Origin of the sequence: Kiritimatiella glycovorans (genome assembly GCF_001017655.1) — a bacterium.
Classification (GTDB): domain Bacteria; phylum Verrucomicrobiota; class Kiritimatiellia; order Kiritimatiellales; family Kiritimatiellaceae; genus Kiritimatiella; species Kiritimatiella glycovorans.
This window is the reverse complement of sequence record NZ_CP010904.1, coordinates 1,339,845-1,366,267: the sequence shown is the minus strand read 5'-3', so window position 1 is coordinate 1,366,267 and position 26,423 is coordinate 1,339,845. Positions and strand designations below refer to the sequence as shown.

The following is a 26,423-nucleotide window of genomic DNA, read 5'->3' as shown; positions in this document are numbered from 1 at the left end:
TTGACAAAATCGACTCGATCAGCCCTTAATAAAGACGAAGCAGTAAATACTCTCCCGGGAGGTGCCTGATGCACAGGAAAAGGATGCTCTCTGCCACTTCACTTGCGCTGATTCTGGTGGCCGGAATCTCGAGCGCCCAGGATGTGGTCGTCTCTGAAAATATCGTCGGGTTTGTGCGCGAAAATACGGAACCGGGCGTTCAAATCGTCGGCGTCCCGTTCGTCAATGGCACCAATACCCTCGCGGAGATCGTGGGGACGAACGGTGTGGCGGGCAATGATATCAGCAATGCAGATGTAGTATACGCCTATACGCCCGAAGCGACGAGCTATAAGGAGTTCTGGCTGGCCGACGACAGTTATGGTGCGGAGTTTCAGCGGAAGTGGATTGATCATGACCAGTCCATTGTGGCGACGAATGAATTTACTTCTGAAGCCGCTCTTTGGTACAAAAGCCGTGCGGCAACATCAAACGAGCTGGTGTTCGTCGGTGAAGTCGTGGCGGACGGTGCCGTGACAAACACGATAGTGCCTGGCGTCCAGCTTGTTTCCTATCCGTTCAGCTGCGATCAGTCGCTGAATGAGATGAGCCTGACCAACGGTCTGGCAGGTGAAGATATCAGTACCGCCGACACTATCTATCTTTATGTGCCGGGCGAGGGTGGCTACAAATCATTCTGGTTGGCCGACGACTCCTATGGTGCGGAATTTCAGCTCAAATGGATAGACCGGGATAAGGCCGAGGTCGCGACCAATGTTGTCGGCATGGGACAGGGATTCTGGTACAGGAGTCGAGGAGCGTCCGCCTTTGATTGGGTCGAAGAGCGCCCCTATGATCTGCAAGCTGAATAGATAAACCATTAACGATGACAAGAGGAGGAGGGGCAATGAAGGCGAGATTGATGTCGTGTCTTGTGGTAGTCGTAGGTTTTTCGATGGTCGCGAATGCCAATCTGGTGCTTCAGTGGGGCTCCGGAAACCACCAGATAATGAATTATAACGGCGCTAACATTCCGTACAGCGAATCAGATGGGACTCAAGGGGCTTTTGCTCAATTAATCAATACGGGCCCGGACGGGACACCCGATTTCTTTGCGACCAATCAGTTGTCTACCACAGGCGTTACCGATGACGACTTCGTGGTCAGCGTTACCTATTCCTACGGGGGACCAGCCCTTGGAACACAGTCCAATGAGTTCAAGTTGGTAGACTCGACCGTAGACACGGAAGCGGAGAATGGAACGTATTATGTTCGTGTTTTTAATGTGGCCAATACGGCGTATGTCACCAAGGGCACCAATGCCCTTCTTTCGGACCTTGATTACGCGGATATAGACGACGTCTATTACTGGGAGTCCGCCACGCACACCTTTACATACAGTGAGCTTGGCGTTCCGGACGAATTTTACTTCACGGGCGGCTCGGACCGCCAGACGACCTTTGCGGTCGTCCCCGAACCGGCTACGGCGCTGATTTTCGGTCCGGGTTCGATGCTGCTGATCGCGCTGCGCAGGCTTATGCTGCGCCGTCGCCGTCGTTCAAACGCTTCCGAGCTCGAAGACTACGTAGCGCAGATGGAGCCGGCTTATGCGACGGGGCCGGTGGAGCGCACGTTGAGCCGGGACTGCCCGCGCTGTGGGTCCAAGGAGCACTGCGCTGCACCGCCGACGTGGTGGATGTCGGTCATGCCGTATGTGAGCCGACATCACTGCAACCGGTGTGAAAAGGAATACGTTTCCCTCGACTGGTAATTCCCTCGGTCGATCAGACGGGGAGGGGCGGTGGCGGCACCGCCCCTTTTTTTGAGGTCAGTCAGGAGGGCCTGACTTACTTATCCGTGCCACTCGGTGTCGTCGACCGTCGTCTGAAACTCGTCGCGCACCGGCTCGCCCACGTCCTCGCCGTCGGTCTGTTCGAGCTCTTCCGGCCCCGGCTCGCCGATGTAGAGGATGCCGTTCATCGGGCATTTCTCAAGCGCGAGCTGCGCCTCATCCATCGATTCAGGATCGTACTGATCGTAATCGATGTGCGCGAGGTTGTCTTCGACCCTGAACAGGTCCGATTTGCGCGCGCACATCCCGCACCCGATACACCCGACCTTGCAGACCTGCCGGACGTATTTGCCCGGGTCGTGGTTGGAGCAGGCGACCACCATCACTCGCTCGGACTTGAACGGGATCATGTGAATGATGTTCCGCGGGCAGACCCGGGCGCAGGCCCCGCAGCCGGTGCACTTTTCGTAATCGACCCGGGCCAGGCCGTCGATCACGTGAATCGCGTCGAACGGACAGCTCCGCTCGCAGTCCCCGAATCCGAGACATCCATACGTACAAGCCTGTACGCCGCCCACCAGATTCGCGGACCGGCAGGATGGCTCTCCCCGGTATTCGCTGTGGATCAGGCGTTTATCATACGTCGCCCCGCAGTGAACGACCGGGCGGAACGGGAGTTTCTGTCCGACCTCGATGCCCAGGATTTCCGCGACCGCCTGCGCGCATGAATCACCGCCGACCGGACAGAGATCCGGGGGGGCCTCGCCCGAGGCGGCCGCCTCGGCGTATTCGCCGCATCCCACGTACCCGCACGCGCCGCAATTCGCGCCGGGCAGTGCGTCGAGCACCGCGCTCACGCGCGGATCGACTTCGACGTGAAACGCGCGGTTCGCCCAGCCGAGAATCCAGGCCATCAGACAGGCGAGCAGCACCATGATCAGCGAGGCGAGGAGTATTACAATCATCGGCTCACCTCGTGAGGGTAGGGCGCGCTCTCCGAGCGCGCCGTCTGCGCGGTTTCGTTTTTCTCCGGCCGCAGGGCTTCTTCCAGGCCGCGATCGACTCCGGTGAAGCCGGTGAAGGCGAGGGCGAGGATGCCGGCGACGATCATGGCGATGGGCGGTCCCTGCAGCGGGGCGGGTACATCGCACAGGTCGAGTTCCTCGCGGATGCCCGCCATGATCACGATCGCCAGCGTGAAGCCGAGCCCCCCGAAGACCGCGAGCGTCAGGGCCTCATGCAACCCCCACATCTCCGCGGGCGAGGAGGCCCCCGAAACGTGCTTCATAATCTCCAGACAGGCGAAAAGTATCGCGCAGTTGGTGGTGATCAGCGGCAGGTAGACCCCGAACGCCTTGTAGAGCGGGGGGAAGAACCGGCGCACGTACATCTCGACGAACTGGACCGAGGAGGCGATCACGAAGATGTAGACGATGTAGTTCAGAATCGTCAGGTCGATCTCCGCCGCCCGGTCGGGCGACAGGAAAAACCCTCCGATCCACGCCGTTACCGGCGCGCCCTGACGGAGGACGTAGAAGGTGAGCGTCCAGCTCAGCAGCGAGGCGATCGTGATCACGAACGTCACCGCCAGCCCCATCCCGAAGGCCGTGTCGAGCCGTCTCGAGACGCCGACGAACGGGCAGAGACCGACGAAGTAGTGCAGCACGAAGTTGTTGATCAGCGCCGCGCCGACCGCGATCAGAATCAGTGTAGTCAGTGTTTCCATGTCCGGGTCCGGTTACGGTTCGTTTGCGGATTTCGTCTTTTGGCTCATCGTAAGCCAGTTGACGGCGGCCATCAGGAATCCGAGCGTCAGAAACGCGCCCGGAGGGAGCACCATCAGCACCCAGTTGGGCCAGGCGTCGGGGAGTACGCTGAAGCCGAGCCAGCTCCCGTTGCCGAGGATCTCGCGCACGGTGGCGATGCTCGCGAGCGCGAGCGTGAAGCCCAGCGCCTGGCCGACCGCGTCCATCGCCGCCGTGCGCGTGTTCTGCTTGGAGGCGCAGATCTCGCAGCGGCTGATGATGGCGCAGTTCACGATGATCAGCGGGATGTAGGGCCCCAGTTCCTTGCTCATCGGCCACATGAACGCGGCGATGAACTTGTCCGCGATGGTCACGAATGTGGCGATGGTGAGCGTAAACACGAGAATGCGCAGGTGCGGTTTGAGCAGACTGCGGATCAGGCTGACGAGCACGTTCGCGCAGAACAGCACGAACAGCACCGCGCCGGACATCGTCAGCGCCGCCTTCATGCTGTTCGTGACCGCCAGGGTGGGGCAGAGCCCGAGCAACTGACGATACACGGGGTTCTCCGGGAGGATCCCGTTAATGAACCGTTCCAGGGGTGTGGGGCCGTCGCTCATCAGGATCCCGCCTGTTTTATGGTTCTGAACTGCCGCAGGGTATTATTTACGATCTGAACCACACTCCGCGAAGAGATGGTCGCACCGGTGATCGCCTGGATTTCATGCGGGCCGGCCTCCTGCTTGGTCACCTCGAGCCCGGTTTGCGCGTCCATGCCGCGGAACTGCTCGCGCCAGTCCTCCGCGGCGATTTTATTGCCGAGGCCGGGGGTTTCCGTCTGGCTGAGCACGTAGAGCCCCGTGATTTTGTCGAGGTCCGCGTCCACGCCGACGAGCAGCTCGATCGGTCCCGCAAAACCCTGTCCGGACGCCAGCACCACCCAGCCGGCGGTCTCGCCGCCGTCCCCGAGCGCCCGCCACGCGCGCAGCCCGGCTTCACCGGCCGGCTCGCTCTCCTTCGCGCCCGGGACGAGCGAAGGGATCTGGCGCATCGTCTCCGCGCGCTTGTTGGCTTCGATCTTCGGATGAAGCCCCGTCTGGACGCCCGCCAGCGCCGCGCCGAAGATCAGCGCGAGCCCGAGCACGAGCCACGCCTCAGTAAAATATATGGCCGTCTGTTTCATGCCGCGGTTCGGATTTCCGGGTTCTTTCTCAAGTTTCAAGTCTCAGGTTTCTCACTCACTCACTCACTCACGGACACGCCCCACCCACCGGCACGGGTTTCGTCCACCGGTTGATCAGCGGGGTGAGAGCGTTCATCAGCAGCACGGCGAACATCACCCCTTCCGGGTAGCCGCTCAGCGAGCGCAGCAGCATGACGAAGGCGCCGAAGCCGAGGCCGAAGATCCACTTCCCCTTCGGGGTCAGCGGCGTCGACACGGGGTCGGTGATGATGAAAAAGGCCCCGAAGAGGAAGGCGCCGCCGCTCAGGTGCTGCAGCGGGCCCCAAGGGGCGTCGCCGAACTGCCGGAGCAGGGCGATGGCGGCCACGGCGACCCCCGCGCCGGCGGGGAGTTCCCACGAGGCCGTTCGGCGCGCGCACAGATAGGCTCCGCCCAGAAGGCAGGCCAGCGCGCTCGTCTCGCCGAGCGATCCGTTGGTGTTGCCGATTAGGAGTTTCAGGATCGGGGTGCTCTCGCCGGCCTGCTGAAGCGAGGTCAGCGGGGTGGCGCCCGTCACGGCCGCGACGGCGCTGTCGGGATCGACATACGCCGAGGCGCCGAGCAGGGCGGGGAAGGCGATCATCACGAACGCGCGACCGACCATGGCGGGATTGAACAGGTTCTGTCCGAGTCCTCCGAAGGCCGCCTTCCCGATCCCTATCGCGGCAAAGGAGCCGATCAGCGATACGAACCACGGGGCCGTGGCGGGAAGCGAGAGTCCGAGGATGAGGCCGGTGACGAGGCCGGATCCGTCCCGAAGGGTAGGGCGGTGGCCGCGCATGGCCGCGAACACGGCTTCGGCCAGCAGGGCGAACAGGCCGCAGAGCACGAGCTGTTTGAGCGCATAGAGCCGGAACACCCACAGGGCCACGGCCATGAGCGGCACGAGTGCGACGACCACGTCCCACATCATTCGCCTTGTATGCAGAGCCGGGTCGACCAGGTGCGGACCCGGGGCCACGTGCAGACGGGGGGTGTTCTGCGGATCGCTGGAGGGCTGCGCGCTCACGATTCGCTGCGCTCCTGTTTGATCAGTTCGCTCTTGCCCATCCGGATGAGCTGGACGAGCGGAATGCGGGCCGGGCAGATGTAGCCGCAGCAGCCGCATTCCATGCAGGCCTTGATGTCGTACCGCTCCACGATATCGAGCCGCTGTTTGCGGGACGCGATTCCCAGCCGTGAGGGCACGAGGTTGAGCGGGCAGACGTCCACGCAGCGACCGCAGCGAATGCAGCGCGTCTCCTCCTGCCGGCGTATCTCGGCCTCCGTGAGCGCGAGCACACCGCTGGTGCCCTTGGTGACCGGAACATCGAGATCGTGCAGGGCGAATCCCATCATCGGCCCGCCGGCCACCACGCGCGCGGTATCCTCCTTCAACCCGCCGCAATGTTCGATGATTGCCCGATACGGCGTTCCGATCGGTACGAGCAGGTTTTTCGGTTCGCGTATGCCGCGCCCGCTGACGCTGAGGATGCGGTGAGTGACGGGGTTGCCGCGCAGCACGGCGCGCGCCACGGCGGCACAGGTGCCGACGTTGAGCACCACGACGCCCACGTCGAGCGGCAGGCCGCCGGTGGGGATCGTGCGGCCGAGCACCGCCTGCACCGTCTGTTTCTCGCCGCCCATGGGGTAGCGGGTCTCCACGACGGCGATCTCCACGCCCGTGCCGTCCGCGGCCCGCCGCAAAGAGGCGACGGCGTCCGGTTTGTTGTCTTCGATTGCGATCACGGTGCGTGTCGCGCCCGCGGCCCGCGCGGCCAGACGCGCGCCGGCGATCACGGGATCCGGATACTCCTCCATCAGGCGCTGGTCTGCGGCTAGGTACGGTTCGCACTCGCAGCCGTTGACCAGCACGGTGCCGACGGGCTTTTCCCCGTTGCGCTTCACCTTTACGTAAGTGGGGAAGGCCGCTCCGCCGTGGCCGACGATCCCGGCCTCGCGAATTATGCCGGGCAACGCACCGGGATCGTGTTCCTCCGGGTCGACGTTCCAGTCCCCTCCCAGGATGCGCCGCACCGGGTCGCCGTCCCCCGCCGGGGCTTCGCCCCGCTTGACCGGGATCGTATTCACGTGGCGTCCGTTCGGCAGGGTGGTCACGCCCTCCCGGCCGACCGTGCCCGCGATGGAGGCATGGACCGGCGCGGAGATGAAGGATTCCGAGTCGGCGATCGTATCGCCCTCCGCGACCTCCTGCTTCGGCTTCACGCTCGAGATGCAGGGGGCGCCGACGTGCTGCAGCACGGGGATCTCGACCTGCTCCGGCGCGGGCAGGGGCTCGATCGGCGCACCTTCGGCCAGCTCTTTCCGTTCGGGCGGGTGCACGCCCCGAGCGAATCGGCCCCGGCCGCCGGCGTTTTCGGGGAGCGCGATCATGCGGTACGACCCTCCCGGCTGAAGCGGCCGATGCAGAGTCTCGCCGTCAGGACCCCCGCCGCGAGACCGGCGAATGCAGCGAGCACATCCAGGCCCGCCCCCGCAGGAGTCAACGCCGCCCCCGCGATCGCCAGCAGCAGCGGCAGCAGAAATGCCGCCGCGCTGTGCCACACGCAGACGCGCGGGGCGTCCTCGCCGGGCTGCCCCCCGCAGGAACACCCCCCGCGCTCACAGGATTCATGTTGATGGACGTGATTCATGGGACGCCCTTTATTGACAGACGCAAAAACGTAGATCGTACGCCCGTGGAGCACGTTGCGCAATCGAAAACAATCGCGGCTTCAAAAGAGGTCCGGGCCGCGGATTGACAACAGCCGCCGCGTACGGAAATCTAACCCGGCTAACACAAAACTAATGAGATATGTTAGAAGGCGCGCGCATGGGGTTCCGCACGTATAAAAATTTCAGCATCGGCCGCATTGAGCAGTCGCTGCGCGGAGTTCAGAAGGAATTTGATTCGATCAACCGCCGACTGTCCCTGCACCGCGAAGATCTCACCGACGAGATCGTGGATCATATTCTCGAGGCGTACCGTTTTCTGAATGGCCTGATGGGCAAGGGGGTCGACCTGTTTTCGCTGGCCGGTCTCCATTCGCTGCTTGAACTCAATCATATCGTACTGTGCGGGACGGACATGCGTACGCGGATGGAATACCACGAAAGCGTTCTCATGGCGCGGCGTAAATACACCGCCCGTATCGGACGTATCCGCGACTGGGTCATCCGGAACCGGGAGCGGGGCGATCCGTACCGTACGGCATCGATATTTTACGCCTCGGCGCTGAGCCAGCCGCAGCTGTTTGTGGAGGGCAATCACCGCACGGGCAATATCGTCCTCAATTACCTCCTCGTAAGCCGTAACGAACCGCCCTACGTGATGGAACCGGAGACGGCGGTGGGCTATCTCGAAATCTCCGGCCGGATCAAGTTTTCTGACCGTACGATTCTGCCCGGGAAAGTTGCGCTGAATTCGGTGCACGGGCGGCATTTTGCGCGTTTTCTCCGGGAGAGTGCGGACGCGAAATTCATGGAAGAGGAAGAATAGGGGCGCGGTATGCACGGATTCTTTGTTTTGCTCAATATGATCGGCGGGCTGGGCCTGTTCCTTTACGGCATGCACCAGATGAGCGACGGCCTGCGGCGCCGGGCCGGGGATCGCCTGCGCAAGCTGCTGCAGACGCTGACCAGCAATCGTGTGTTCGGTGTGATCACGGGAGCCAGCGTCACCACGATTATTCAGTCATCGTCGGCCACCACGATCCTGCTGGTGAGTCTGGTGAACGCCTCGCTCATGACCCTGGAACAGGCCATCGGCGTGGTCATGGGCGCCAACATCGGGACGACCTTTACGGCGTGGATCGTGTCCCTGCTCGGGTTTAAGTTCAAGATCACTTCGCTCGCCCTTCCCGCGGTGGCGGTGGCCCTGCCGTTCTTTTTCAGCCGCATACCGAAACGGCGCGAATGGTCTGAAATCCTGCTCGGTTTCGGCATTCTCTTCATGGGTCTTTCGGTGATGAAGGAGTCCGTCCCCGATATTTCGAAACACCCCGAGGCCCTGGAGTTCGTGCAGCATCTGGTCAATGCCGGATTCTGGTCGGTGCTGCTGTTTATTCTGCTGGGGACGCTTCTGACCATCGTCGTGCAGTCCTCCTCCGCCGCCATGGCCATTACCCTGACCATGGCCTACAGCGGGTGGATTGACTTTGAAATCGCCGCCGCGATCGTGCTCGGCGAGAATATCGGAACGACGATCACGGCCTTTCTGGCTTCACTGGGGATGTCACCGAATGCAAAGCGCACGGCGCGTGTGCACATGGTCTTCAATATCGTCGGCGTCGCCTGGATGCTGGCCGTGTATCAGCCTTTCCTGCAGATGGTCGATCAGATCGTTCCGGGCGGTGTCAACGACCCGCACGCCCTCCCGGTGCATCTGGCCGCGTTCCACACCCTGTTCAATCTGGCCAATACAACCCTGCTGATCGGGTTCGTGCCTCAGCTCGCCAGGCTGGCCAGGGTCATGGTCCGCCCCCGCGAACACGGCCCCGCGCCTATCGGAACGTTCCATGTGAGTCATGTGCGCACGCGAACCACGGACGCGCTGGAGGCGGATCTCGTCAGCGCGCGCGCTGAGGTGGGCCGCATGGCGGTGATGGTGCACGATATGCTTCTCAAAGGCCTGAACGCCTATCATTCGAGTCCGGCCGAGCTGGAGGAACTGCGGGAGGAATCGAAGCGGACGGAGAAATTGACCGACCAGATGCAGGACGGCATCACCGAGTTTCTCACCGACTGCATGAAAGAATCCGTCACCGAGCTGCAGGCCCAGCGAATCTTCGCCATGCAGAAGGTGACCTCGGAACTGGAGAGCATCGCTGACAGCGCCTACCGGCTGGTCCAGCTGTTCCGCCGCAAAGTGCGCAAGGGAATGGGATTCCACGAACACGCCGACGAGCAGCTGTACGCCTATACCTCGGAGATTCTCGACTTTCTCAAGTATAATGCGGATTACCTGACCTATTCGGTGCCCGAGTACAATTTTGATACGGCGCTCAGACTGAACCGGGCCCTCAAAAAGACACGCAAGGGGCTGCGTAAAAATGTAAACGAGGAAATCGCTTCAACCCCCGACGCCGACGTGGGAGGGGAAGTGCTGTTTATCGACCTGGTGAGACACCTCGAACGCATCGGCGAGCGTAATCTCAATATCGCCCAGGCCATCCAGCGCCTGAACGAAAACGCGTTCTGAGCACGTAGAGCACCTTCTCGTACGCGCACCCGTGCTCACACTCACTATGAGCTCTAAAGCCCTCTTTTTTTCGGTCAATCATGCGAAAACCCCGCAATTAGATATAAATTCGTTCAAGATTTGAGATATAGATTTCCGGGAGGCCACATTTATATAAAAATATCCTTTATTTTAGACTTCGGCGGGATATAGTCTCCAACTTACAAGATAAAGGCTGAGTTAACAGCTTTGCGGAGGTTCGAAATGGCAACAGATCCGATAAGTGGCGGCGAAGCCATCATCCGGTGCCTTGAAAACGAGGGGGTCGAGTACATATTCGGGTACTCGGGCGGCGCGGTGATCCCGATATTTGACGCGATGGTCACCACAAATACGCGCATCCAGTTTGTTCTGACCCGTCATGAACAGGGTGCGACGCATATGGCGGACGGTTATGCCCGGGCCACGGGCAAACCGGCGGTGGTTCTGGTCACGAGCGGTCCGGGCGCGACGAACACGCTCACGGGAATCATGACGGCGCACATGGATTCGGTTCCGATGATTGTCCTGACGGGGCAGTCGGTCACGCCGATGATCGGCAAGGACGCCTTTCAGGAGGCGGACATCTTCGACATCACGATGCCGGTCGTGAAGCACAGTTATCTGGTCAAGGAATCCAACCAGCTGCCGCGGATTCTTCGGGAGTCGTTCCACATCGCGACCACGGGTCGTCCCGGACCGGTCCTGATCGACGTCCCCAAGGACGTCAGCGCGGGCGACTGTACGGCGGACCTGCACGCGCCGATGGATCTGCCCGGGTACAGGCCGGACACGCCGGAATATGAGCCTGCGGACGTCCAGGAGATGGCCGAGATGCTGAGCAAGTCGAGGAGGCCGCTGATCCTGGCCGGTCATGGCGCGGTCATGTCGCGTGCGGAAAAGGAGATCCGGCGGCTGGCGGAGAAGATCAAGGCGCCGGTCACGACCACGCTGCTCGGCAAGGGCGCCTTTCCGGAGAGCCATCCTCTCTCGCTGGGCATGCTCGGCATGCACGGGACGGCTTATGCGAACAAAGCGGTGTGTGAGTGCGACCTGATCCTCAATATCGGTTCGCGTTTCGACGACCGCATACTCGGCAATCCCGCGCAGTTCGCGAAACAGGCCCGGATTCTGCATATCGACATCGATCGCGCGGAGGTCTACAAGATGATCCGCCCCGATCTCTACTGTGTCGGGGATGCGCGCGAGGTCACGGCGGAACTGGCCAAACACGTCCCGGAACTGGATACCGGCGACTGGATCGAGCGGCTCGCAAAATATCGCAGAAAATACCCGCTCCGGTATCGGAAGCAGGGCGGGCTTAAGATGGCGCATATCATCGATGAACTCTACAAGATGACCGAAGGCCGTGCGGTGGTGGCGACGGACGTCGGCCAGCATCAGATGTGGGCGGCGCAGTTCTATCGCAGCGACGACCCGCATAATTTCCTGACCTCGGGCGGAGCGGGCACGATGGGCTTCGGTCTGCCCGCGGCGATCGGCGCGCAGTTCGGGCGGCCGGACGACCTGACGGTCGCGATCGTCGGCGACGGGGGGTTCCAGATGACCTGTTACGAACTGGCCACCGCGCGTCTGCACAATCTTCCGCTGAAGATCATCGTGATGAACAACCACTACCTGGGCATGGTCCGGCAGTGGCAGGAGCTGTTCTACGAGGACCGTACCAGCGGCGTCGATCTGGAGGGCAATCCGGACTTCGTCAAGCTCGCCTCGGCCTTCGGCGTCAAGGGATTCAATCTGCGCCGCTCCGGGGATGTCCGCAAGGTGCTGGGAAGAATGCTGGAGTGGAACGACGGCCCGTGCCTGATCAATGCGGAGGTCGAGAAGACGGACAACGTCTTTCCGATGGTGCCCGCGGGCAAGGCGCTTGAGGACATGATGATCGACCCCCCGCGCAAAGGGCAGAAGCTGGATAAACCGACGGGATCGACCTGAGGGAGGAGTCACAATGAAAACAGGTGGTGCAAATTCACGGGAGATCCACGCACTGAGCGTCTATGTCGCGAACAAACCGGGCGTGCTGGCCCGGGTCGCGCAGGTCTTTTCACGGCGGGGATTCAATATCGAATCGCTGGTGGTCTCGCCGGCCATGGACGGGACGTTCTCGCGCATGACCATCGGCGTCAGCGGCGAATCCGAGGTGCTCGATCAGCTCATCCGCAAGGTCTCGAAACTGGTCGACGTCCTGCACTGCACGGACCATACCTACGACGATACGGTCACCAAGGAGATGGCCCTGATCAAGCTCGCCGTGGGATCGGAGGACCGGGCGGAGGCCCTGCAGATCTCGGAACACTTCGGCTGCAAGACGGTCGACCTGACCGAGAACTCAATGATTCTCATGGCGACCGGCGATCCGGAGAAGCTCGACGCGCTCGTGGGCATGCTCTCGAAGTTCCGGATGATCGAGCTGGTCAACACCGGCGCGGTCATCATGAGCCGGGGCGAAGGGGAGACGTAAGAGGAGGCGAGGGAGACGTTATACCCTCCGCGTCGCGTACATGGCCAGGGCGCCGGCGACGGCCGCGTTCAAGGACTCGCAGGCGGGGCGCATCGGGATGTGTACCATGCGGCTGCAGCGCCGGCGCGCTTCGGAACTGAGGCCGTGGGCTTCGTGGCCGAGCACGACGACCGAGCAGGGGGGGAAGGCCGTTTCGAAGAGATTCTCTCCTTCGCCGGCGGCGAGGCCGACGATGTCGTACCCCCCTCGCTCCAGTTCCATCCAGCATTCTTCGGAAGCGCGATGAAGGCCGATCAGGGGCAGCATGCCCATGGAAGCGCGGACGCATTTCGGATTGAAGGGATCGGCGCAGGGCCCGTGAAGCAGGATGGCGTCCACCCCCGCCGCCACCGCCGTGCGTATCAGCGTCCCCATGTTGCCGGGATCGCCCAGGCCGTCGAGGACCACGTAGCGGCCCTGGCGGTCATGGATCCGCAGTTCGGGCGGCATGTATTCGACCACGGCGAGGATCCCCTGACTGTTCTTTACGGAGGTCAGTCTGCTGAAGAGCGGGGCCGGCAGCGAAAAACGGGACGCCTGTTCAAAAGAGCCCGACCAGCGGTCCTCCAGCCCGCGTCCCTCCTCGAACCAGAGTTCCCGTACCCGGCCGAATCCGTTGCGGTCGTGTTCCAGGGCCGCTATCGCGCGCGGGCTCTCGAGCAGAAATACGTGTTCCTCGCGATGCGGCTTCCGCGTGCCGCCCAGCGAGCGCACGCGTTTGAAGCGCGGATTATTCGCAGAAGTGATCCGGAGGGTCATGGGATGATTCAGCCGCCAACGGAGGGCATGGAATGCATCATCCGGGCCGCGACACTGCCGAATACCGTGGCTGCCAGGACGAGGTAGATCAGGGTGCCGATAAGCCCGAGCAGCAGGAGGAACCCGTACGCGGCGAAGTGGGAACGCAGCTTCTGATAGAGGGTGGCCGGGTCGGGGCCGTCGTCGAGTTCCCGTTTCGCGCCGAAGAGGGCCACGCCCGATATAATCATCGGAACCCCCCAGATCGCCCCGATGATCGTCAGGCAGGCCAGGATTCCGGTGACGACGTGGTAGATGCCGATAAACGCCATCCACCCCCGCAGGCCCGCGGGTACGTTGCGCGCGCCGCCCGCCGGTGCGGTGCGGGATGTCGCGCCCGCGGCCGTGCGCGAAAACTCGGTGCGCCGGAGGGGGGTCCAGGTCTGCATGCCCTCGCGCCAGAGGAGCGTGTCCTGGTTGAGGTCCCCGTTACGGATCATCTCGCGTATGCGCGACGGCGCGAAAGGTCCGCTGGGCTGGTTCTTCCGGTCCGCGTAGTACCACTGAGATTCCATCGTCGAACTCCCGTTCAGAATTCGATTCCAGTAGACCACAGCCGACGAACTGAACAAACCTTTTTGCGCGTCAAATCCCGTTTCCTGTTCCCACGCTTCCAGATATCGGGTTTAATGGAAGGATGATCGATATGACGGCAACAGACCGAGGGACGGCGCCCGGCAGGGCTCGCCTGGCGGAGTACACGACCTTCCGCATCGGGGGCGACTGTCCGGAGCTGCACCGCTGCCCCGACGCCGAATCTCTGCTTCGATGCGTAAACGCGCTGCGCGAACGCGGCGTGCGCGGATACCGGGTCGTCGGGCAGGGGTCCAACCTCCTCGTGGCCGATGCCGGGCTGCCGCATCCGGTCCTCCGGTTCTATGACGAAAAAGTCCGGTTCGAACGCAAGGGTGACTTCGTCCGGGTCGAAGGCAGCACGCCGCTGGATGCATTTGCGGCCGCCGCCCTGGAACGGGGCTGGGGCGACCTCTCCTTCTGCTCGGGTATTCCGGGCACGGTGGGGGGCGCGATTGCCGGTAATGCGGGGGCGTTCGGCCGCCAGATCGGCGATCTGGTGCGCAGCGTGCGCCTGCTCGGGCTGGAGGGCGACACGTACCGCGCCGACGGTGAGCGACTCCATTTCGAGTACCGGGACTCGCGCCTGCGGCGCTCGGGTGAGATCGTGCTGGAGGCCGACCTCTTTCTTCCCGAACAGGACCCGGAGGAACCCCGCCGCGAACGCGAGCGTATCCTGCAGTACCGCCGCGAGCGGCATCCGGACTGGCGGACGACGGCGTGCGCGGGCAGCGTCTTCCGCAATGTCGAGCCGGGATCGGCCGTCCGGCGCAGGCAGTCCGCCGGCTGGTTCCTCGAACAGGCGGGGATGAAGGGAGCGCATTCCGGCCGGGCGAAGGTCTACGAGCGACACGCCAATATCATTGTCGCCGAACCCGGCTGCCGCGCGGAAGACGTCCTCACGCTGATGCGCCGGATGGAGAGGGCGGTATACGACCGATTCGAGATCGAACTGCAGCGCGAAATCAGGCTCATGGGTCTTTTCGAGACGGGATCCCGGGAGGAGCAGCAGGACTGATGGAAGCGGCGTTCAGCCTTGGATCGAATCGCGGCGACCGGCTCGCCCATCTGTCGCGGGCCCGCGATCTGCTCGCCGCCACGGAGGGCGCTGCGCTCGCCGCACAGTCCCGGGTGTACGAAACGGAACCGGTGGGCGTCCGGCCTGAGTTCTCCCATCTGTTCTTCCTGAATGCCGTGGTGATTGTCGAAAGCGAATACGGTCCGGAGCGCTGGAAGGCGCGGATCGGCGAGATCGAAGACGCCCTGGGACGGGTTCGTTCAGACGACCGCTACGCACCGCGTAATGTAGACGTCGATCTCCTCTACGTGGACGATCTCGTGCGCTCTTCGGCGGATTTGACGGTGCCGCACCCGCGCTGGCGCGAGCGAAAGTTCGTGGTGCGTCCGCTCTGCGATGTGCGCCCGGATGCTGTACTGCCCGGAGAGACGCGCCGCGTGGCCCGCGTGCTCGAGGAACTCGAAGACCCCGCGGGGATCGAACTCTTCGCCGAAAAGTGGTAGGATGTCCCCATGAAGTGGACGGCACGAAAATTGAGGGAACTCAAGGGAGGCGACCCGTTTGCGGCCCTCACGGCGTACGACGCCTTCACGGGTCGCATCGCCGACGAGGCGGGCCTTCCGCTGTGTCTGGTCGGCGATTCGCTCGCCGGCACGGTGCTGGGGTATGACGACACGCTGCCCGTGACGATGGACGAGATGCTGCACCACGCCGCGGCGGTAGGCCGCGTGGTGACCTCGGCCCTGATCGTGGCCGATATGCCGTTCATGTCCTATCAGCCCTCCGTGGCCGACGGCCTGCGCAGCGCCGGACGATTCCTGAAACAGGCGCGTTCCGACGCCGTGAAAATCGAGGGCGGGGCGCATCGCGCGGAGCTGATCTCGGCCTGCCGGGAGAACGGGATTCCCGTGCTGGGCCATATCGGGCTCACGCCGCAGAGTGTGCGCGAGATCGGAGGCTACAGGATCCAGGGACGCGAGCCCGAAGAGGTGCGGCGTCTGCTCGACGACGCGATGGCCGTGGAGCAGGCGGGCGCGTTCGCGGTGGTGCTCGAGTGTATGCCCGCTTCGTTGGGTGCGAAGATCACCGAGGCGCTCACGATCCCCACGATCGGGATCGGCGCGGGCCCGGACTGCGACGGGCAGGTGCTCGTGATCTCCGATCTGCTGGGAATGAACCGGGGCAGGGCGCCGCGGTTTGTAAAACGCTATGCCGATTTCGCGTCGGAAGCCCAGCGTGCGGTCGAAGCCTTCCGCGACGAAGTCGGGTCGCGCCGGTTCCCCTCCTCAGAACACTGCTACGGCGGGGACGCCCGATGACGGTACGGAGCGAACCCGAGGTGATCGACGAACCGGCGCCGATGCAGCGTCGCGTCGCTGAAGAACGGCGTGCAGGACGGACGGTCGGCCTGGTGCCTACGATGGGCGCCCTGCACGAGGGACATCGATCCCTGATCCGCCTCGCCCGGCAGCGGGCGGATACGGTCGTGGTCAGCATCTTCGTCAATCCGACGCAGTTCGGTCCGGACGAAGACTACGAGCACTATCCCCGTGATTTCGAACGGGATATGGCCGCGTGCGCCGAAGAGGGAACCGATCTCGTTTTCCATCCCGACCCCGGAACCCTCTACGCGCCGGACCACAGCACGTGGGTGGACGAGACCTCCGTTTCCGCCCCCCTGTGCGGATCCGGACGGCCGGGCCACTTCCGCGGCGTCTGTACGGTGGTCGCAAAACTGTTCCATATCTGCGCGCCCGACCTCGCCGTATTCGGTCGTAAGGACGCCCAGCAGCTGCGGGTGATCCGGCGGATGGTCCGCGACCTCAATATGCCCGTCGAAGTGATCGGCGCACCGATCGTCCGTGAACAAGACGGTCTCGCCATGAGTTCGCGGAACCGGTACCTCGACCCGTCCGCACGACGTCAGGCGCGTTGCCTGCGGCGCGCGCTCGATCGCGCCGCCGAAGCAGTGCGGCAGGGGCAGCGGGATGCCGAAGCGCTGAAGATCCTGATGACAGGCGTGATTGGAGAAGAGCCCGACGCCGCCCTGGAATACGCGGAAATCGTGGATGGAGAGACACTGGAATCCGTGGACCGGATCGAAGGGACGGTACTCGCCGCCCTCGCGGTGCGGATCGCGGGAACGAGACTGATCGACAGCGAGGAGCTGACACCGGATGAAGAAGAAAGCCCTGATTAAAGACACCGCCCACCGCCATGAATGTCATTTCGGCGTGAAGCCGCAGGCCGCGGCCTATGCCCCCGGAAGGATCGAGGTGCTGGGCAATCATACCGACTACAATGAAGGTTACGTGATCTCGGCGGCCGTCGACCGCGGGATCTGCGTCACGCTCTCGAAGTCGGACCGCCCCGGCATGGAGTGGTATGCCGTTAACATGAACCGCCGCGCGCGGATCGATGAACTCAATGACCGTCCCGAGTCCGGCGAAACATGGATCAATTATGCGAAGGGCGTGCTTTATCTGCTCCGCGAGCGGGGAATCGAGGTGCCCCCGGTCTGCGGTACCGTGCAGGGGAGTATCGAGCGCGGCGCCGGACTCTCCAGCTCCGCGGCGTACGAGGTCGCCGCCGGACTGGCGGCGGCGGACCTGGCCGGCGGGCAGATCGAACCGGAGGAACTGGCGCGCCTCTGCCGCAGGGCCGAGGAGGAATTCGCCGGTGTGCGCTGCGGTCTGCTCGACCCGCTCACCAGTCTCTGCGGCAGGGAGCACGGGATGATCATGACGGACTTCCGGTCGCTTGACCTTCAATCGGATGCGATCCCGGACGGGTACGTCTTTCTCCTGTTCGACACCAATGTTTCGCACTCGCTGGGCGACTCGGACTATAACGCCCGGCGCGAGGCCTGCGAGCGGGTGGTCGAACAGGTGGCCGCACGACTCGACCATCCCGTCCACGCCCTGCGCGATATCTCTGTCGACGAATGGGACGAGGTGAAAAGCGGGATCGACGAAACCGACGCGCGCCGCGCGGAACACGTGATCCGGGAATGCGACCGCGTTCTGCGGGCGTGGACGTATCTGGGACGTGGAGACATCGAGCCGTTCGGCGAACTCATGTATGAATCCCATCAGAGTTCGCGGGATCTGTTTGAGAACTCCTGCGATGAGCTGGATGCCGTGGTGCGGGAGTGCCGCAACGCGGGGGCGCTGGGGGCGCGTCTTTCAGGCGGGGGGTTCGGCGGCAGCGCGCTGGCCCTCGTACGGGAAGCGGAGGCGGACCGGATCAGCGCCTTCGTCCGGGAACGATGCGAGTACCAGGACGGTGCGCGTCCGGTGGCGCGGGTGATCGTGCCCTCCGCCGGGGCCGAAACGCTGGGTGTCGAATGATCCCGGGTGCGCTTTTTTAGACTTTTTTCTGGAATGCGCTGAGACACGATTCATACACTGTAGTTTGAACCTGACGATCCCATGGCGCGGTAGCCAAGTGGTAAGGCGGTGGATTGCAAATCCATGTATCACCGGTTCGAATCCGGTCCGCGCCTCCAACCTGTTTACGAATACGGCCCCTCCGGTGTGAATCGGCCGTTTCACCCGAATAAGAACCTGCGGAGCAGAAAGATGGACTCGATTCCTACAGACCTGAAATACACGGAGAACCACGAATGGGTGAAGATGTCCGAGGGTGTGATCACCGTGGGCCTGACGGATTTCGCCCAGAGGCAGCTCAATGACGTCACGTTCGTCGAGCTGCCCGAGCCGGGGGACCGCTTCGATGCCGAGGACGAGTGCGCGGTGGTGGAATCGGTCAAGGCGGCCTCGGACATCTACGCGCCACTTACGGGCGAGGTGAGCGAGGTGAACGACGTGCTCGACGATCGCCCGGAACTGATCAACGAGGATCCCTTCGGGGAGGGCTGGATCTTCCGCATGAAGGTCGACGATCCCGAGCAGTTCGAGGAACTGCTCAGCGTGAACGAATATGCGGACATGCTGCCCGAAGAATAGTGAAATCCTGGTGTCTCAGATTCGAGCGGCCGGTTCCGTACTCCGAAGCCCGTGATATTCAGCTTCGTCTGCTCGAAGAGAGACGGCGCGAACGCATTCCCGACACGGTGCTCCTGCTGCAGCATCCCCCTACGATCACCCTCGGGCAGCGCGGCCGTGATCACTATCTGCTCAAAACGCCTGCGGAATACCGGGAACGGGGCATCGAGGTTCATAAGGCCGAGCGGGGAGGGGATGTCACCTGGCACGGCCCCGGCCAGTGGGTTCTCTATCCGATCCTCCACCTCGGCGGACGCGGCGCCGATTCTCACGGATACCTCTACAATCTCGAAGAGGTCGCGGTCCGGACCGCCGGCGACCTCGGCGTGCGGGCGTGGCGGCGAGAAGGTAAAAACGGCGCGTGGACGGAGGCCGGCAAGATCGCGGCGATCGGATTCCGGCTGCGGCGCTGGGTCACGTTCCACGGAATGAGCTTCAATGTCATGCCCGATCTCTCGGGGTTCGACACCATTGTCCCGTGCGGTCTTGAGGGAGAAAAGGTGGCGTCAATCGAAACGCTGCTGGGGTCCGCCACCCCCTCGATGGACCGCGCCGGTGACGCGCTGCTGGAGAACTTTGAAGGTGTGTTCGACCGCACGCTGACGCGGTTCCGCGAGGGCGACGCGCTCCCGGCCGGTCTGCAGCCGGATCGGGGGACGTGATGCCGTTCGGCTCGACTTTGATCATCCTCGGGGTTTTCGCGGCCGTGCTGGCCGCAACCCGGGCGGGTCTCTCCCTGGGCGCGGCGCTCGCGGCCGGAGGGGTCGCACTGGCTTTGCTCGCGGGGCGCGGGACGCGCGTGCCGCTCGATTTCGCCGGGACGTTTGCGCTTCCCGAACTCTGGCTTCTCCTGGCGATCACCGTACTCATCACCGAGTTCGGGAGAATCATGACCGAGCCGCATAACGCGGAATCGCTGATGGCGCTCACGCGCAAATGGGGCGGCCGCGAAGTCGGCGTGATGATCGCGCCCGCGGCGATCGGCCTGGTGCCGATGCCGGGCGGCGCACTGTTTTCAGCTCCCCTCGTGGGGCAGACGGCGTCCGAAGACCACTGGACGCCGGAGTGGAAATCCGCCGTCAACTACTGGTTCCGCCACGTCTGGGAATACTGGTGGCCGCTCTACCCGGTCATCATGGTCACCCTTTCCGTGACCTCGGTCGAGTACTGGCGTTTCTTTCTCCTCCAGGCGCCGTTTACGCTCGTGTCGTTCGGGGCGGGGTACCTGTTTCTCGTCCGCCCGCACCGGGGCCAGTTAAATGCACCGGTTCCGGGGCTTGCGGCGAACACGCAGCGCGCGGTTTTTCTGCTCCTGATGCTGGGGCTGGTGATGGCGGGCGCCCTGCTCATACCGGAACTGCTGCAGGCGGTGTTACCGGCGGGGGATACGGGGGCCGTCCAGATGACCGGCGTGCTGATCGCGCTTGCGGCGGTCGGCGTACCGGTCGTGCTGCGCGAACCCCGCGAATCGCGCCGCAGGCTGTTTGCTCAACTCAGGACACGCAAGGCCCGCGGCATTCTCGGCACCCTTACGGGCGTGCTGATCTTCAAGCATATGCTCTCGGTCTCGGGTCTGCTGCCGCGGGCGGCGGAGGAGATGATGACCGGCGGGGTCCCGGCCCTGGTCGTGTCGGCTGCGCTGCCGTTCATCGCGGGGCTCGTTACCGGCATCGCCGTGGGCTTCGCCGGCACCGCCTTTCCGCTGGTGATCGGCCTGTACGGCGGCAGCGACTCGTTTCCCCTGCCGGTACTGGCGCTGGCCTTCGCCTTCGGGTACGCAGGCATGATGCTCTCCCCGATGCATCTGTGCTTCGTGCTTACGCGCAATCACTTCGAGGCGCGTTTTCACCGGATCTATCGCTATCTGTGGCCCTGCGTGGCGAGCGTAATAGCGACGGGCCTCGTGCTGTACTTTGTCGCCGGCGGCGGTGGCTGAAGCACGCCGCGCCCCAGGGTTCATGGTTCTTCGTGGATGTTTATGGAAGGTTTCCCGGAAAAGGTGGGATGCGGGAGATCGGGGGGGGATAGGGATTAACCATGAAGGACATGAAGAGCATGAAGGTGGGTTGAGGGGGGAGGAACCTGAGTTCCACATGGGGACCCCCGGGGGAATATCGTACCCGTACTCGAATTCCTTGAATCGGGGGATGGAATCGCGCCCTACCCAAGAGACGCAGGTCGAACCCGTGCGTGAGGGTAGGGGCGGACCTCCGGGCCGTCCGCAAACGAGCGGCGCGCTCGGAGAGCACGCCCTACCCAAGAGACGCAGGCCGAACCCGCGCGTGAAGCGCCGAAGGCGCGATCCTTTTTCATGGCCGGCCCAGAAGGTAGTCCCGGCTCTCGCGCGCCTTGGCGACGATTTCCTCTTCTCCCTCGATGACCCCCCCGCGCATCAGGATGCGGCCGTCGCAGATGACGGTATCGATGCAGGAGCTGTCGGCCGCGTAGACCATGTCTGAGATAAGGTTGTACCCGGGATTGAGGCGGGGGTGGCCCAGGTTGACGAGCATCGCGTCGGCGAGCATGCCTTCGCGGATCCGTCCCGACTCGCGGGCGAAGAGGTTCGCAGCGCCGCCGGTGGCCAGCTCGAACACCTCTTCGGCACCGAGCACCGTCGGGTCGCGGTAGCGCAGCTTGGCGTGCAGCGCGGCCAGTTTCATCGTTTCGCCCATGTCCAGATTGTTGTTGGACGAGGCACCGTCCGTCCCGAGGCAGACCTTTATGCCGCGCCCCGCCAGGTCGGCGTAGGGGAATGACCCCGAAGCCAGTTTCATGTTGGAGGCGGGATTGTGGGCCACGCGTACCCCGCGCTCGGCGAGCAGATCCATCTCTTTTTCATCCACCCAGTTCACATGCGCCGCGACCGTCCTCGGTCCCAGCACGCCGTTGCGGTCGAGATGGGCGACCGGCGAGCAGCCGAAGGACTCCTGCGCGTTCCGGCACTCTTCTTCCGTCTCCGCGAGGTGGATGTGGATGTCGCATGCCCGCGACTCCGAGACTTCGGCCGCCCAGCGCAATGAAGCTTCGGATACCGTGTACACGGCGTGAGGTCCGAGCGTGATGCGGATCCGGTCCGGGTACCGGTCCGCAGCGCGCAGCAGCGCGTCGTTGTTTCGTCGCTCCTCATCCGCCTTGTCGGGATCGTGAAAATCGATGAACACCGCCGAGATATCGGCGCGCAGGCCCATGGCGTCCGCCGCGCGCGCCGTGCCGTGCGGATGCCAGTACATGTCATTGAAAAACGTGGTTCCGGAACGGATCATTTCCGCGCATGCGAGCCGCGCCCCGTTGTATACGTCCTCTTCGCGCAACTTCGATTCCAGCGGCCAGATGTGCCGGTTCAGCCAGGTCTCGAGATCCATGTCGTCCGCATACCCGCGCAGCAGCGTCATCGCCGCATGCGTGTGGCCGTTGTGAAAGGTCGGAAGAATCGCGAAGCCCGCGCCGTCGATCACGGTGTCCGCAGGTTCATCCTGCCCGGGTGCGATCCGGGTAAACCGGTTCCGGTCAATGCGTATATCGGTCGGGTTCCCGTCCAGCCGCACATTGTGAATCAACAGGCTCAAGCGTCGCTCCTACTTCAGGCCTTGTAACAGACCGCGCGCTGTTTCATCGGGTCGGCGCGGAAATACAGCCGCTGATGTTTGCCGAACTGATCCCCGTCGACCACCCGCAGCACCTCCTGCCAGCGCAGGGCGTCCGGAAGCACCTCGACCAGTCGATTGGGGGAGGACTTCAGGAATTCCGGCGAGAAGCTGTTCCCCTCCCGGCCCGGGAACACGGCCAGGCAGATCAGTCCGGCCTCGACCATGTCGTTGAAGAAATGCGTGCCCAGTGAGACGTCCGGCACCAGGCCCTCGTGCATCATCGCCAGTTCGCACAACACGGACGTGCGGTTGATCTCGGCGAAGGTGACCGGCACCCCCAGCGACGGCGATCGCGTACCCCAGCGGCCGGGTCCGATCAGCATCAGGGTCTTGCGGCGTTCCTCCGTCTCGAGATGGGTGATCCGGCCGATCAGCCGGGCCACGCCGTAGCGGTCCTGGGTCGACAGCTTCGAGTAGGCTTCCGGGACCACGTAGAGAATGCGGTCGATCTCGCCCGCCAGGCCGGGGCCGATCACGGGGCCGCTGCTCTCGAGCAGCGTGTCCTCGGCGGTGAGGGACTCCGGCCACTGGACGAGGTGCCCCTGGGCGCTGACCTGGACCTGGAACGGACGGCACTGGACCAGGTTGTAAAGCAGTTTGCGGTCGCCGGTGATGTTGGCCGTGAATTCGACATCGACCGGGTAGCGGTAGGCCTCGTGCAGTATGTGCAGCATGTCGCGCAGGTCTTTCACGAACGTATCTTCGCTCAGGGTGCGATCGAAGCTCAGCCGCCAGGCGGTGCGCATTTCACCGCGCTGACGCGCGAACTCCTCGACCCGGCTGTCGCGGACCGCGAGATGCGGCAGGAGGCGTTCGGGCAGCCGGCGCATGATGTCTTCGACCGGAAAACTGTCGAGCTGATTGTTCTCCAGGTCGAGTACGTCCATGCGCCGTTGAGAGAAACGGCGCGCGTCCTCGTCGTCGAACGGCTGCTTCATCGGGGCGTTCAGAGCCACGAGCCGGGTGTAGTCGTCCTCGGTGCGGTCGACCGCCCGCGTCCCCAGACCGGCGACCAGCCGCACGATGCCGGTCTCGGGATCGATGTCCCGGTTCCAGACGTAGGGATTGAACGAAAACGCCGTGCCGGCCATATGGGGGAAGAAGAGGCCTTCGTGGGCGTTCCCCGAAACGCGCTGAATCAGCAGCGCCATCTGCTCGTCCCGGTCCAGCAGCCCGCGGTCGGAGCGATACGTCAGCGTCTCCCGGTTCATGGTGCTGGCATAGACGGTCCGGATGGCGGAGAGCAGCTCCTCGAACCGCTCCTCCGGCGTACCCTGATTCGTGCAGAACACGCTATCGTACTTGCCCGAGAAGGAATTGCCGTAGTTGTCCTCGAGCAGGCTGCTGGAGCGGACGATGATCGGCGACTGTCCGAAGTAGTTCAGCATCTCCATGAACTGGTTGCGGATGTCCTCGGGAAACGCGCCGGCGAGGATTTTCTCCCGGGCGGCGCCCGCATTGTCGAGAACCTCTTCCATGGTGCTGTCGGCCTTGCGCCGCCGCAGCCACCAGCATTTGTTCTGCACGAGATAGGTGTAGAAGACATCCGAGCCCACGAAGAAGGAATCGTGGACTTCGAGCTTCGCCTGCCAGGCCGGGTTTTTCGCGCAGAGCATGGCGCGGGCCAGGAGCATGCCCAGCGATTTGCCGCCGATCAGCCCCGTGCCGATCATGCGCTGCACGATCGCCAGCAGATCCCTGAGCGAGAAATAGCGCCGGCAGAGATCGATGAACCGTTCATCGCGCGAGACCGCCATACGCAACAGCCGCAGGTAGAGTTCCTCGTCGTCCCCGGGCTCCGCGTCCTGCGAGGTCAGCTGCTCGCAGACCTCCTGCGCACGCATCACCGTGCGGGTCCACACTTCGGGGCGGCGGTTGGCGAATTCCAGCCACGGCTGCGTCGTGTCGCTGAGGATGTCCGCGGTCACGGCGCTGTCGGTCACCGGCTGGAACGCCTCGCCCTTCCAGTGGTTCAGGACGTACATGGTCGGCGAGTAGCGCTGGTCGACCTTCTGGGGGTGCACGTACAGCTCGCGGTGGTTGCGGTAGACCGTCATCACGACCTGCGCGGTCCGGCGGATCGCGTCGATGGCCAGCGAGGAGTGATTGTTACGCAGCAGCGCGAAGTAGGCGATCGTGTCCAGCCGGTAGAGGTAGGGGCAGGCGAGCATGAAGAAGTTGCCCAGCATCCGGTCGCTGTACCAGTCGACCGCCAGATCCGAGAGGCAGTCGAAGACGTAACAGGCGCCGGGCCCCGCCCGCTCGATGATATCGAGCGTCTCGGTGATGAACCGCTCGAACCCCGCCTCGGGATGGAGGTGGTGCACCTCGGCGCCGGCGTCGTCGGGGATCAGCGGCCGGTGACGCGCGAAGCGGAAGTAGATGAGCTTTTTACCCTCGGCGAGGTTCGCGCGGTAGAACGGTTCCACCAGCGGCGAATACTCGTCCATGCGACCGACCTGCAGGACGACATTGTCCCCGGGCCGCAGCCCGTGGAGCATTCGATCCAGTCCTGATATGCCGGTAGTGAATTCCAGCTTCGTGGATGCCATTCGTGCCCTTCCTTGATCCCGGAACAGCGCCCGCTAGACCGCCAGATCCTCGTCCGTGATGGTCATCTTGCGTCCGGCTTCGATGGCCGGGTTGACCTTGAACACCGCGACTTCGCTCTCGAAGGCGTGGTCGGCCGGGCAGTTCAGTTCCTCTTCGCCGCGCATGGCCGCGAAGAAGTTTTCCAGGTGCGGCTGGTGGATCGGCTTACTCAGCGTGACCGGGATTTTGAAGGCCACGAGCGGCGCGGTCTCGCGCACATCGACCTTGCCGGCCTCGGCCTGCTGCGGTCCGGGCATGTCCATCTTTTCGAGATAGTGCAGCTTGAACCACTTCTCCCAGTCCGGCGCGTGCGCTTCGCGGTAGACCCGCGTCCACTTCGGATTCTCGGCGATTTTGACGGTGCCCTCGGTGCCCATGAACATCTCCCAGTAGCCGCCCCCGGCGCTGGTGGTGTTGAGGGTCTGGTAGAAGGCGCGGGCCGTCCCGTCGGGCGTATCGTACTCGAAGATGGCCATGACGTTGTCGTACCACTCCCAGTCCTTGTAGAAGTCGTTGCCCCCGTCGGCGGTCACGGTCCTGGGGGCTCCGCCGAAGAACCAGTTGAAGATGTCGATCTGGTGGGCGCCGAGATCAAAGATGGGTCCGCCGCCGTATTTCCTGTACCAGCGCCAGTTGCGGAACTGCTGCATGTCGGCATATCCGAATTTTGTAAGCACATCCTGCGGGATCGTGTACTTATCCGGCCACCCGCGCGGTTCGACTTTGGCGCGATTCCACTGCGCGTTGGCGTTGGTCATCGTGCCGGTAATCCGCGCCTTCTTCAGAAGATTGTGGTAGGTGTGGATGTAGCGCGGGTTGCTGCGGCGCTGATGGCCGATCTGCAGCAGGCGCCCGGTCGATTTCATCGCCCGGACCATGGCGCGCGCCTTCTCGATGTCGTTGGACATCGCCTTTTCGCAGTAGACGTCTTTGCCGGCCTCCAGCGCGGCGATCGTAATTTCGTGATGCACGAAGTCGGGCGTGGCGACGATCACGGCGTCGAGGTCGGTCTGTTTCTCGAGCATTTCGCGGTAGTCGGTGTAGACGGCGGGATCGTGTCCGAATTTGCGCAGGTAGTTGCGCCCGTATTTTTGACTGTACTCCCAGATATCGCAGACCGCCGTGAAGTTCAGTCCGGGGAGGTCCTTGGCCGCGTTGAGCAGCACGCGGCCCTGTTCGCCGACCCCGACGAGGCCGACATTGATCTGGCCGGCGCTGGAGGTCTCCGCCGCCCGAACCCGCGCGGCGTGCGACGCCGCCAGCCAGAGTCCGGCCGCGGCCGTACCGCTCTTCTGCATGAATTCGCGTCTCGTGGTTTCATTCGTCATGGTT

Annotated in this window: 26 protein-coding genes and 1 tRNA gene; 15 read left to right on the top strand and 12 right to left on the bottom strand. The window is 63.4% G+C overall.

Features of this window, described 5'->3' with window-relative positions:
• Positions 1–68 precede the first annotated feature (68 nt).
• Together L21SP4_RS05725 and L21SP4_RS05720 are read left to right on the top strand one after the other, a co-directional pair.
• Positions 69–851 (top strand): hypothetical protein, encoded by a 783-nt coding sequence (locus L21SP4_RS05725; protein WP_144413766.1) that lies wholly within the window; start codon positions 69–71, stop codon positions 849–851.
• A 35-nt stretch (positions 852–886) separates the two neighbouring features.
• Positions 887–1,750: a hypothetical protein gene (locus tag L21SP4_RS05720; protein ID WP_052881753.1), complete on the top strand. Its 864-nt coding sequence runs from the start codon at positions 887–889 to the stop codon at positions 1,748–1,750.
• Between the two features lie 80 nt (positions 1,751–1,830).
• On the opposite strand, the gene L21SP4_RS05715 is transcribed toward L21SP4_RS05720, so the two are convergent.
• The 7 genes from L21SP4_RS05715 to L21SP4_RS05685 all read right to left on the bottom strand — a co-directional run bounded on the left by L21SP4_RS05715 (position 1,831) and on the right by L21SP4_RS05685 (position 7,371).
• Positions 1,831–2,736, bottom strand: coding sequence for an RnfABCDGE type electron transport complex subunit B (locus L21SP4_RS05715; RefSeq protein ID WP_052881752.1), 906 nt, complete (start codon positions 2,734–2,736; stop codon positions 1,831–1,833).
• A complete protein-coding gene (locus L21SP4_RS05710; protein WP_082116559.1) occupies positions 2,733–3,497 on the bottom strand; it encodes an electron transport complex protein RnfA in 765 nt (254 codons plus the stop codon). The genes L21SP4_RS05715 and L21SP4_RS05710 overlap by 4 nt, the downstream gene beginning before the upstream one ends.
• Positions 3,498–3,509: 12 nt before the next feature.
• Positions 3,510–4,136, bottom strand: a complete 627-nt coding sequence (rsxE, locus tag L21SP4_RS05705; RefSeq protein WP_052881751.1) for an electron transport complex subunit RsxE — start codon at positions 4,134–4,136, stop codon at positions 3,510–3,512.
• The gene (locus tag L21SP4_RS05700; RefSeq protein ID WP_074041545.1) at positions 4,136–4,699 is read right to left on the bottom strand and encodes an RnfABCDGE type electron transport complex subunit G; all 564 of its coding nucleotides are present in this window, start codon (positions 4,697–4,699) and stop codon (positions 4,136–4,138) included. Before L21SP4_RS05700 ends, rsxE begins: the two co-directional genes overlap by 1 nt.
• A 67-nt stretch (positions 4,700–4,766) precedes the next feature.
• Positions 4,767–5,747, bottom strand: a complete 981-nt coding sequence (locus tag L21SP4_RS05695) for an RnfABCDGE type electron transport complex subunit D (RefSeq protein ID WP_201774693.1) — start codon at positions 5,745–5,747, stop codon at positions 4,767–4,769.
• Complete coding sequence (rsxC, locus tag L21SP4_RS05690) at positions 5,744–7,111, bottom strand: electron transport complex subunit RsxC (RefSeq protein WP_052881749.1); 1,368 nt, start codon at positions 7,109–7,111, stop codon at positions 5,744–5,746. The genes L21SP4_RS05695 and rsxC overlap by 4 nt, the downstream gene beginning before the upstream one ends.
• Positions 7,108–7,371: a hypothetical protein gene (locus tag L21SP4_RS05685; RefSeq protein WP_052881748.1), complete on the bottom strand. Its 264-nt coding sequence runs from the start codon at positions 7,369–7,371 to the stop codon at positions 7,108–7,110. Before L21SP4_RS05685 ends, rsxC begins: the two co-directional genes overlap by 4 nt.
• Positions 7,372–7,532: 161 nt before the next feature.
• Here L21SP4_RS05685 and L21SP4_RS05680 point away from each other — a divergent pair, with 161 nt between their 5' ends.
• The 4 genes from L21SP4_RS05680 (at position 7,533) to ilvN (ending at position 12,417) form a co-directional block, all read left to right on the top strand.
• Positions 7,533–8,216, top strand: coding sequence for a hypothetical protein (locus L21SP4_RS05680; RefSeq protein ID WP_144413765.1), 684 nt, complete (start codon positions 7,533–7,535; stop codon positions 8,214–8,216).
• 9 nt (positions 8,217–8,225) lie between these two features.
• Positions 8,226–9,917, top strand: a complete 1,692-nt coding sequence (locus L21SP4_RS05675) for a Na/Pi cotransporter family protein (protein ID WP_052881746.1) — start codon at positions 8,226–8,228, stop codon at positions 9,915–9,917.
• 243 nt (positions 9,918–10,160) lie between these two features.
• Entirely contained in the window at positions 10,161–11,891 is a 1,731-nt protein-coding gene (ilvB, locus tag L21SP4_RS05670; protein ID WP_052881745.1) for a biosynthetic-type acetolactate synthase large subunit, read from the top strand.
• A 13-nt stretch (positions 11,892–11,904) separates the two neighbouring features.
• Positions 11,905–12,417 carry an acetolactate synthase small subunit gene (ilvN, locus tag L21SP4_RS05665; protein WP_052881744.1) on the top strand — a complete coding sequence of 171 codons (513 nt, stop codon included), beginning with the start codon at positions 11,905–11,907 and terminating at the stop codon, positions 12,415–12,417.
• Positions 12,418–12,435: 18 nt separating this feature from the next.
• Here the strand turns inward: ilvN and L21SP4_RS05660 are convergent, their stop codons facing one another.
• Complete coding sequence (locus L21SP4_RS05660; RefSeq protein WP_052881743.1) at positions 12,436–13,215, bottom strand: TrmH family RNA methyltransferase; 780 nt, start codon at positions 13,213–13,215, stop codon at positions 12,436–12,438.
• Positions 13,216–13,223: 8 nt separating this feature from the next.
• Complete coding sequence (locus L21SP4_RS05655; protein ID WP_052881742.1) at positions 13,224–13,769, bottom strand: DUF5362 family protein; 546 nt, start codon at positions 13,767–13,769, stop codon at positions 13,224–13,226.
• A gap of 131 nt (positions 13,770–13,900) precedes the next feature.
• On the opposite strand from L21SP4_RS05655, the gene murB reads away from it, so the two are divergent.
• The 9 genes from murB to L21SP4_RS05610 all read left to right on the top strand — a co-directional run bounded on the left by murB (position 13,901) and on the right by L21SP4_RS05610 (position 20,788).
• Positions 13,901–14,845, top strand: coding sequence for a UDP-N-acetylmuramate dehydrogenase (gene murB / locus L21SP4_RS05650; protein WP_160300697.1), 945 nt, complete (start codon positions 13,901–13,903; stop codon positions 14,843–14,845).
• The gene (folK, locus tag L21SP4_RS05645; protein ID WP_052881740.1) at positions 14,845–15,348 is read left to right on the top strand and encodes a 2-amino-4-hydroxy-6-hydroxymethyldihydropteridine diphosphokinase; all 504 of its coding nucleotides are present in this window, start codon (positions 14,845–14,847) and stop codon (positions 15,346–15,348) included. The genes murB and folK overlap by 1 nt, the downstream gene beginning before the upstream one ends.
• A 9-nt stretch (positions 15,349–15,357) precedes the next feature.
• Positions 15,358–16,164, top strand: coding sequence for a 3-methyl-2-oxobutanoate hydroxymethyltransferase (gene panB, locus L21SP4_RS05640; RefSeq protein ID WP_052881739.1), 807 nt, complete (start codon positions 15,358–15,360; stop codon positions 16,162–16,164).
• Positions 16,161–17,045, top strand: a complete 885-nt coding sequence (panC, locus tag L21SP4_RS05635) for a pantoate--beta-alanine ligase (RefSeq protein ID WP_052881738.1) — start codon at positions 16,161–16,163, stop codon at positions 17,043–17,045. The genes panB and panC overlap by 4 nt, the downstream gene beginning before the upstream one ends.
• Entirely contained in the window at positions 17,023–18,195 is a 1,173-nt protein-coding gene (gene galK / locus L21SP4_RS05630; protein ID WP_052881737.1) for a galactokinase, read from the top strand. Before panC ends, galK begins: the two co-directional genes overlap by 23 nt.
• 83 nt (positions 18,196–18,278) lie before the next feature.
• A tRNA-Cys gene (locus L21SP4_RS05625) sits at positions 18,279–18,353 on the top strand.
• A gap of 73 nt (positions 18,354–18,426) precedes the next feature.
• Positions 18,427–18,813, top strand: a complete 387-nt coding sequence (gcvH, locus tag L21SP4_RS05620; RefSeq protein WP_052881736.1) for a glycine cleavage system protein GcvH — start codon at positions 18,427–18,429, stop codon at positions 18,811–18,813.
• Positions 18,813–19,514, top strand: a complete 702-nt coding sequence (gene lipB / locus L21SP4_RS05615) for a lipoyl(octanoyl) transferase LipB (protein ID WP_052881735.1) — start codon at positions 18,813–18,815, stop codon at positions 19,512–19,514. Before gcvH ends, lipB begins: the two co-directional genes overlap by 1 nt.
• On the top strand, positions 19,514–20,788 hold the full coding sequence (locus tag L21SP4_RS05610) for a DUF401 family protein (RefSeq protein WP_052881734.1): 1,275 nt from the start codon (positions 19,514–19,516) through the stop codon (positions 20,786–20,788). The genes lipB and L21SP4_RS05610 overlap by 1 nt, the downstream gene beginning before the upstream one ends.
• A 373-nt stretch (positions 20,789–21,161) precedes the next feature.
• On the opposite strand, the gene L21SP4_RS05605 is transcribed toward L21SP4_RS05610, so the two are convergent.
• The 3 genes from L21SP4_RS05605 to L21SP4_RS05595 are packed head-to-tail and all read right to left on the bottom strand — an operon-like array spanning position 21,162 to position 26,419.
• Positions 21,162–22,418, bottom strand: a complete 1,257-nt coding sequence (locus L21SP4_RS05605; RefSeq protein ID WP_052881733.1) for an amidohydrolase — start codon at positions 22,416–22,418, stop codon at positions 21,162–21,164.
• 14 nt (positions 22,419–22,432) lie between these two features.
• On the bottom strand, positions 22,433–25,051 hold the full coding sequence (locus tag L21SP4_RS05600) for a PEP/pyruvate-binding domain-containing protein (RefSeq protein WP_052881732.1): 2,619 nt from the start codon (positions 25,049–25,051) through the stop codon (positions 22,433–22,435).
• 33 nt (positions 25,052–25,084) lie between these two features.
• Positions 25,085–26,419, bottom strand: coding sequence for a Gfo/Idh/MocA family oxidoreductase (locus L21SP4_RS05595; RefSeq protein ID WP_052881731.1), 1,335 nt, complete (start codon positions 26,417–26,419; stop codon positions 25,085–25,087).
• Between the last annotated feature and the right edge of the window lie 4 nt (positions 26,420–26,423).

Bases quoted from the DNA above. Each gene is read 5' to 3' on its own strand.
- L21SP4_RS05610 (WP_052881734.1), top strand. From the start codon at position 19,514: ATGCCGTTCGGCTCGACTTTGATCATCCTCGGGGTTTTCGCGGCCGTG.
- gcvH (WP_052881736.1), top strand. From the start codon at position 18,427: ATGGACTCGATTCCTACAGACCTGAAATACACGGAGAACCACGAATGG.
- rsxC (WP_052881749.1), bottom strand. From the start codon at position 7,111: ATGATCGCGCTCCCCGAAAACGCCGGCGGCCGGGGCCGATTCGCTCGG.
- galK (WP_052881737.1), top strand. From the start codon at position 17,023: ATGAAGAAGAAAGCCCTGATTAAAGACACCGCCCACCGCCATGAATGT.
- panC (WP_052881738.1), top strand. From the start codon at position 16,161: ATGACGGTACGGAGCGAACCCGAGGTGATCGACGAACCGGCGCCGATG.
- panB (WP_052881739.1), top strand. From the start codon at position 15,358: ATGAAGTGGACGGCACGAAAATTGAGGGAACTCAAGGGAGGCGACCCG.
- L21SP4_RS05685 (WP_052881748.1), bottom strand. From the start codon at position 7,371: ATGAATCACGTCCATCAACATGAATCCTGTGAGCGCGGGGGGTGTTCC.
- L21SP4_RS05715 (WP_052881752.1), bottom strand. From the start codon at position 2,736: ATGATTGTAATACTCCTCGCCTCGCTGATCATGGTGCTGCTCGCCTGT.
- L21SP4_RS05660 (WP_052881743.1), bottom strand. From the start codon at position 13,215: ATGACCCTCCGGATCACTTCTGCGAATAATCCGCGCTTCAAACGCGTG.
- folK (WP_052881740.1), top strand. From the start codon at position 14,845: ATGGAAGCGGCGTTCAGCCTTGGATCGAATCGCGGCGACCGGCTCGCC.
- L21SP4_RS05655 (WP_052881742.1), bottom strand. From the start codon at position 13,769: ATGGAATCTCAGTGGTACTACGCGGACCGGAAGAACCAGCCCAGCGGA.
- ilvN (WP_052881744.1), top strand. From the start codon at position 11,905: ATGAAAACAGGTGGTGCAAATTCACGGGAGATCCACGCACTGAGCGTC.
- L21SP4_RS05675 (WP_052881746.1), top strand. From the start codon at position 8,226: ATGCACGGATTCTTTGTTTTGCTCAATATGATCGGCGGGCTGGGCCTG.
- ilvB (WP_052881745.1), top strand. From the start codon at position 10,161: ATGGCAACAGATCCGATAAGTGGCGGCGAAGCCATCATCCGGTGCCTT.
- L21SP4_RS05680 (WP_144413765.1), top strand. From the start codon at position 7,533: ATGTTAGAAGGCGCGCGCATGGGGTTCCGCACGTATAAAAATTTCAGC.
- L21SP4_RS05720 (WP_052881753.1), top strand. From the start codon at position 887: ATGAAGGCGAGATTGATGTCGTGTCTTGTGGTAGTCGTAGGTTTTTCG.
- L21SP4_RS05725 (WP_144413766.1), top strand. From the start codon at position 69: ATGCACAGGAAAAGGATGCTCTCTGCCACTTCACTTGCGCTGATTCTG.
- murB (WP_160300697.1), top strand. From the start codon at position 13,901: ATGACGGCAACAGACCGAGGGACGGCGCCCGGCAGGGCTCGCCTGGCG.
- L21SP4_RS05710 (WP_082116559.1), bottom strand. From the start codon at position 3,497: ATGGAAACACTGACTACACTGATTCTGATCGCGGTCGGCGCGGCGCTG.
- L21SP4_RS05595 (WP_052881731.1), bottom strand. From the start codon at position 26,419: ATGACGAATGAAACCACGAGACGCGAATTCATGCAGAAGAGCGGTACG.
- L21SP4_RS05700 (WP_074041545.1), bottom strand. From the start codon at position 4,699: ATGAAACAGACGGCCATATATTTTACTGAGGCGTGGCTCGTGCTCGGG.
- rsxE (WP_052881751.1), bottom strand. From the start codon at position 4,136: ATGAGCGACGGCCCCACACCCCTGGAACGGTTCATTAACGGGATCCTC.
- L21SP4_RS05600 (WP_052881732.1), bottom strand. From the start codon at position 25,051: ATGGCATCCACGAAGCTGGAATTCACTACCGGCATATCAGGACTGGAT.